General features: G+C 63.2%; 3 protein-coding genes and 1 pseudogene. All 4 read right to left on the minus strand.

The window, feature by feature from the left end; translation table 11 throughout:
• Window positions 1-969 (minus strand): sulfatase-like hydrolase/transferase (locus BN1800_RS39200; protein WP_179214032.1); only part of this gene is annotated, 969 nt, incomplete at its 3' end.
• Between the two features lie 148 nt (window positions 970-1117).
• Window positions 1118-2356: an alpha/beta hydrolase gene (locus BN1800_RS39205; protein WP_087006284.1), complete on the minus strand. Its 1239-nt coding sequence runs from the start codon at window positions 2354-2356 to the stop codon at window positions 1118-1120.
• A 4-nt stretch (window positions 2357-2360) separates the two neighbouring features.
• Window positions 2361-3419, minus strand: a complete 1059-nt coding sequence (locus BN1800_RS39210; protein WP_087006287.1) for a SphA family protein — start codon at window positions 3417-3419, stop codon at window positions 2361-2363.
• Window positions 3420-3452: 33 nt separating this feature from the next.
• Window positions 3453-4038, minus strand: a pseudogene (locus BN1800_RS39215) (SH3 domain-containing protein); the annotation flags it as partial.

Below are 4038 nucleotides of genomic sequence, written 5' to 3' on the forward strand. Positions count from 1 at the left end.
GGGCCATGACCACTGGTTCGGACCGTTGTCCGTCGTATAGACGACGATCGTGTTGTCGGCGATCCCCAGCTCGTCGAGCTTCTTCAACAGCTTTCCGACCATCTGGTCGTGTTCGACCATTCCGTCGCCATATTCGTTTCCAGGCATGCCGCTCTGGCCGCGCATGGATTCGCGCACATGCGTGAAGACGTGCATGCGTGTCGCGTTCATCCAGGTAAAGAACGGCTTCTTAGCCTTCACTTGGCGGTCCATGAAGTCCATCGCAGCGGTGCTGGTCTCGTCGTCGATGGTCTCCATCCGCTTCTTCGTCAGAGGTCCGCTATCCTCGATCTTGCCATCGGCCGACGCCTTGATGACTCCGCGTGGCGAGTACGCCTTCAGGAACTCCGCGTCGTCCTTCGGCCAGTAGGGCGCTTCCGGTTCCTCCTCGGCATTCAGGTGGTAGAGGTTGCCGAAGAACTCGTCGAAGCCGTGCTTGGTCGGCAGGTACTCGTCGCGGTCCCCTAGATGGTTCTTGCCGAACTGTCCGGTGGCGTAGCCGAGCGGCTTGAGCGCCTGCGCGATCGTAATGTCGCCGGCCTGCAGTCCAACCGGAGCGCCGGGTGCGCCTACTTTGCAAAGACCCGTACGCAGGCAGCTTTGCCCGGTTATGAATGTCGAGCGGCCGGCCGTACAGGAGTTCTCGGCATAGTAGTCGGTGAACATCATGCCCGCCTTGGCGATGCTGTCGATGTTCGGCGTCTTGTATCCCACGACGCCCATGGAGTACGCGCTGATGTTGGTCTGGCCGACGTCGTCGCCGAAGATCACCAGGATGTTCGGTTTCGAGCCGTCCGCCGCGGTCGGTGGCGTCACCGTGGCGGGCGCTGCCTGCTGCGCGAAGGCCGGCGAGACGATGGCGGCCGAGGTCATGGTCATCACGACCGCGGCCGTTGCTGCAAGAAGTCTTCGATGGATGGATGAACTCATCTCAAATTTCCTTTCTGCTTTGAATGGATTGCTTCAGGCTGCTCGGTCGGATATCGCCGGGGCGATACTGCGTCAGGCGCGGCGAAGGGGTAAGCTTGTAACAGTTACATTGCGGACGGCAGGGGGTAACAATCGCCCCAACTGCCCGCTACTGGGTCAACGGCGTCGGCTTGCGGTCGCTTTCAAGGTCGTTTTCCACCTCGGTTCCGGTCGGCTGCCGTTTCCTCATAGGCTGCTCGACGATCGTCAGTGGGGCGGCGACGGCCGCGCCCGCCACCGTGCCTACGGTGCGCGCGGTTCCCCCGACGACTGCGGCGACGCCTTGACCGAGAGAGACGTTGCTGTCCGTCAGCGTCTGCCCGGTCATCAGCCGCTGGCCGATGAGCTGGACGATTTCCGGGCTTTCGGCGAACTTGCCGTGGTGCAGGCTATCCTCGGTCTTGACCTTCGTCAGATCGATGGCCGTGATGCCGGCCTTTTCCAGCCGCGAGCGATATGGCTCCTTCGAGGGATCGATCGCGCCCAGCCGCGACACGTTGCCAGTGATGAAGCTCGACGCCGCGAGCGCTCGGTCGTCCTGCGAGACGAAGATCGTGAACTTCGGCTTGGGCTCGCCCATCTCGACGTATTGTTTCGCAAAAACCTGAATGTCTATATCAGGCGAGGCCAGGATGACATTATGGATCTTGGGGTCCACGTGTCCGTCACGGATACCCATCTGGCGCAGCGCTTCCATCGCCAGCCAGGTACCCATCGAATGGGCGAGGATGGTGATGTCCTTCACCGCTGGATCCTGTGCCATAACCCGCAGTGACTGCTCGAGCGCCGTGCGCGAATAGTTGGTACTCTCCTTGTCGTACTCGTATCCGGTGAGCTGCGCGCGTGACGGCCAGGTGAAGAGGATCGGCGTCGCCTGCATGCCGCTGTCGTGGACGATCTGCGCCAGGCGGAAGACGCTGTCTTCGTACTTGTTGTTGAACCCGTGGATAAAGACCAGTGCATGCCCGCCCTCGATATGCTGGCGGAACCATGCCCGGCCTTCCGGAATGGTGTCGATCTGCTTGACGCGCGTGACCGCGAAGTCCGTCGAAGGGTTCGGAGGAAGACGACGCGGCCACTGGACGGTGCCCGGCTCGCGCTTAGCAGGAATAGAGACTGCGACGTCCGTCATCGAGGGCTTCGGGCTGCGCTCACCATTGAAGAGGGTTGCCGGATCGCCAGACGGCTGCCTTGTCGTCGCGACAAGCATGTCGACCTGTGCGTTTTTCGGTGTCCCCGCGGCCAGCGCCACCGGCTGCATGACGCCGCTCGGGTGTCCGCAGCCGGCCAGCGCCGGGAGGAAGCCTATCAGGAGGAAAAGTCGTTGTAGTGGCGCGAGGATTGTCATCGATCTACCGCGCCGCAATGTTCGTGGGCTTTGTGATCGACAGCGGCATGGAGACGGTCAAATAGACGGCATCCCCCTCCGCTCGGTTCTCGACCGCGAACTCATGGAAGTACTTGATCCGCGTGGAGATCGGCAGCTCGCCGGCCTTGAAGGTCCATCCGATCGTCGCCCCGATCGCCGCGACGCGCCCCTTGAAGTCGCTCGAGGCGCCGTCGCCGCTGTCTCCCGTGACCTGGTCGTAGTAATAGCCGACGAGGCCGGCGTCGAACTGCTCGTTGAAGTGCTGCACGGCGGCCCACTCGACATGGAACTCGTTGCCCGTGCGGTAGTCGGTCGCCGGGTTCTCGGCATTGAAGGTCATGCCGACCACGGCGGAGAGATCGAGTCCCACCGTCGGGTCCAGCCAAGTACCGCCGACGGAGACGTCCGCGCCCCAGTGGTGGAAGGCGATGTTCGATATCTCGCNCACCGTCGGGTCCAGCCAAGTACCGCCGACGGAGACGTCCGCGCCCCAGTGGTGGAAGGCGATGTTCGATATCTCGCCATCCTGGTAGTCGCCGATCGGGACGTTGACGAGCAGACTGGTCTGCCAATGGAAGTTTCCGGCCTCCCAGCCCAGCAAGCCGCCGATGACCGGGTCGCCGAACGTGAAGACCGGATCGGAGATCGATCCGGAAGCTGTGCCACCTCGGGGTCCCGCCAATGTCACGTCGGCGTCCGTATTCTTCCAGCCGATAGGCAGGGTCGCCGACAGACCGAGATGGCCGCCTGCGATCTCTTCGGGAAGGATCCAGAGCACCGTCGGGACTTCGATGACGGCCGATCCTTCGACGCCGACGGCAAGCCGTCCTCCCGAGGGAAGCGCCTTTCCGCCGCCGAGATCGCCCGTGTACATGTAGATGTCGTTCGAGAAGAACACGCCGGGAGGCGGCGTGATCGCGCTTGCGGGAAGCTTCGCGCCGAGCAGATAGAAGCCCGCGCCGCCCTCGGCCGCCATCGCCAGGGAGGGAAGCAACGTCAACGCTGCGATGAAGGTCAGCCGTCTGCCAAATTCAGAGGTCATCGAAATTCTTAATCTCCAAAATTCCTACGAGGCTCAACGTCTACGGAAGTGTCCGCCGCCACCGCCGTGGAAGCCGCCACCGCCGCCGCGGTGGGAGCCACTAAATTCCCGGCCGCCACCGCCGCCGATCTGCCGTCCGCCGGCGAACTGGCCGATGTCGCGGCGTCCGTAGCTTCGCGACAGATCGCGCTGGTTGCCGACATTCCGAGCGACGCGGTCGACGCCGAGATTGTCAGGGGCGCGTTCGCGGACCTGCCGCCGTGGCGTCATGTTCTGACGGTTTTGCGTTCTATTCGCGACGCGCTCTTTCACTGCGGGACTGTTCTGTACCCGGTTCTGGACCTGCTCCTGTCTGTCTTCCGCGCGCTCGGGAGCGTTCTGGCGGATGCGGTCGGCGGCTTCCGGATGCTTGGACGCGAACTGCTCCCCGGCATTCTTCAGCCCTTCGGTCGCTGGACGGTTCACCGGATCCCATCCATCCGGCGTGTGCTTCTGCCATTCGCCGTTCTCGCGGCGATAGACGTTGCCGTCGCGCCCCGCATATATGTCGCCACCCTTTCCGCCGGCGATGAAGCCGCGATCGCCCGAGGAGTTGTGCCAGTGGAGTCCCGCGGCGTTG

Origin of the sequence: Rhizobium sullae, assembly GCF_900169785.1 — a bacterium.
GTDB lineage: Bacteria > Pseudomonadota > Alphaproteobacteria > Rhizobiales > Rhizobiaceae > Rhizobium > Rhizobium sullae.

Excerpts from the sequence above, each read along its gene's own strand:
- BN1800_RS39205 (WP_087006284.1), bottom strand. The coding sequence starts at position 2,356 with ATGACAATCCTCGCGCCACTACAACGACTTTTCCTCCTGATAGGCTTC.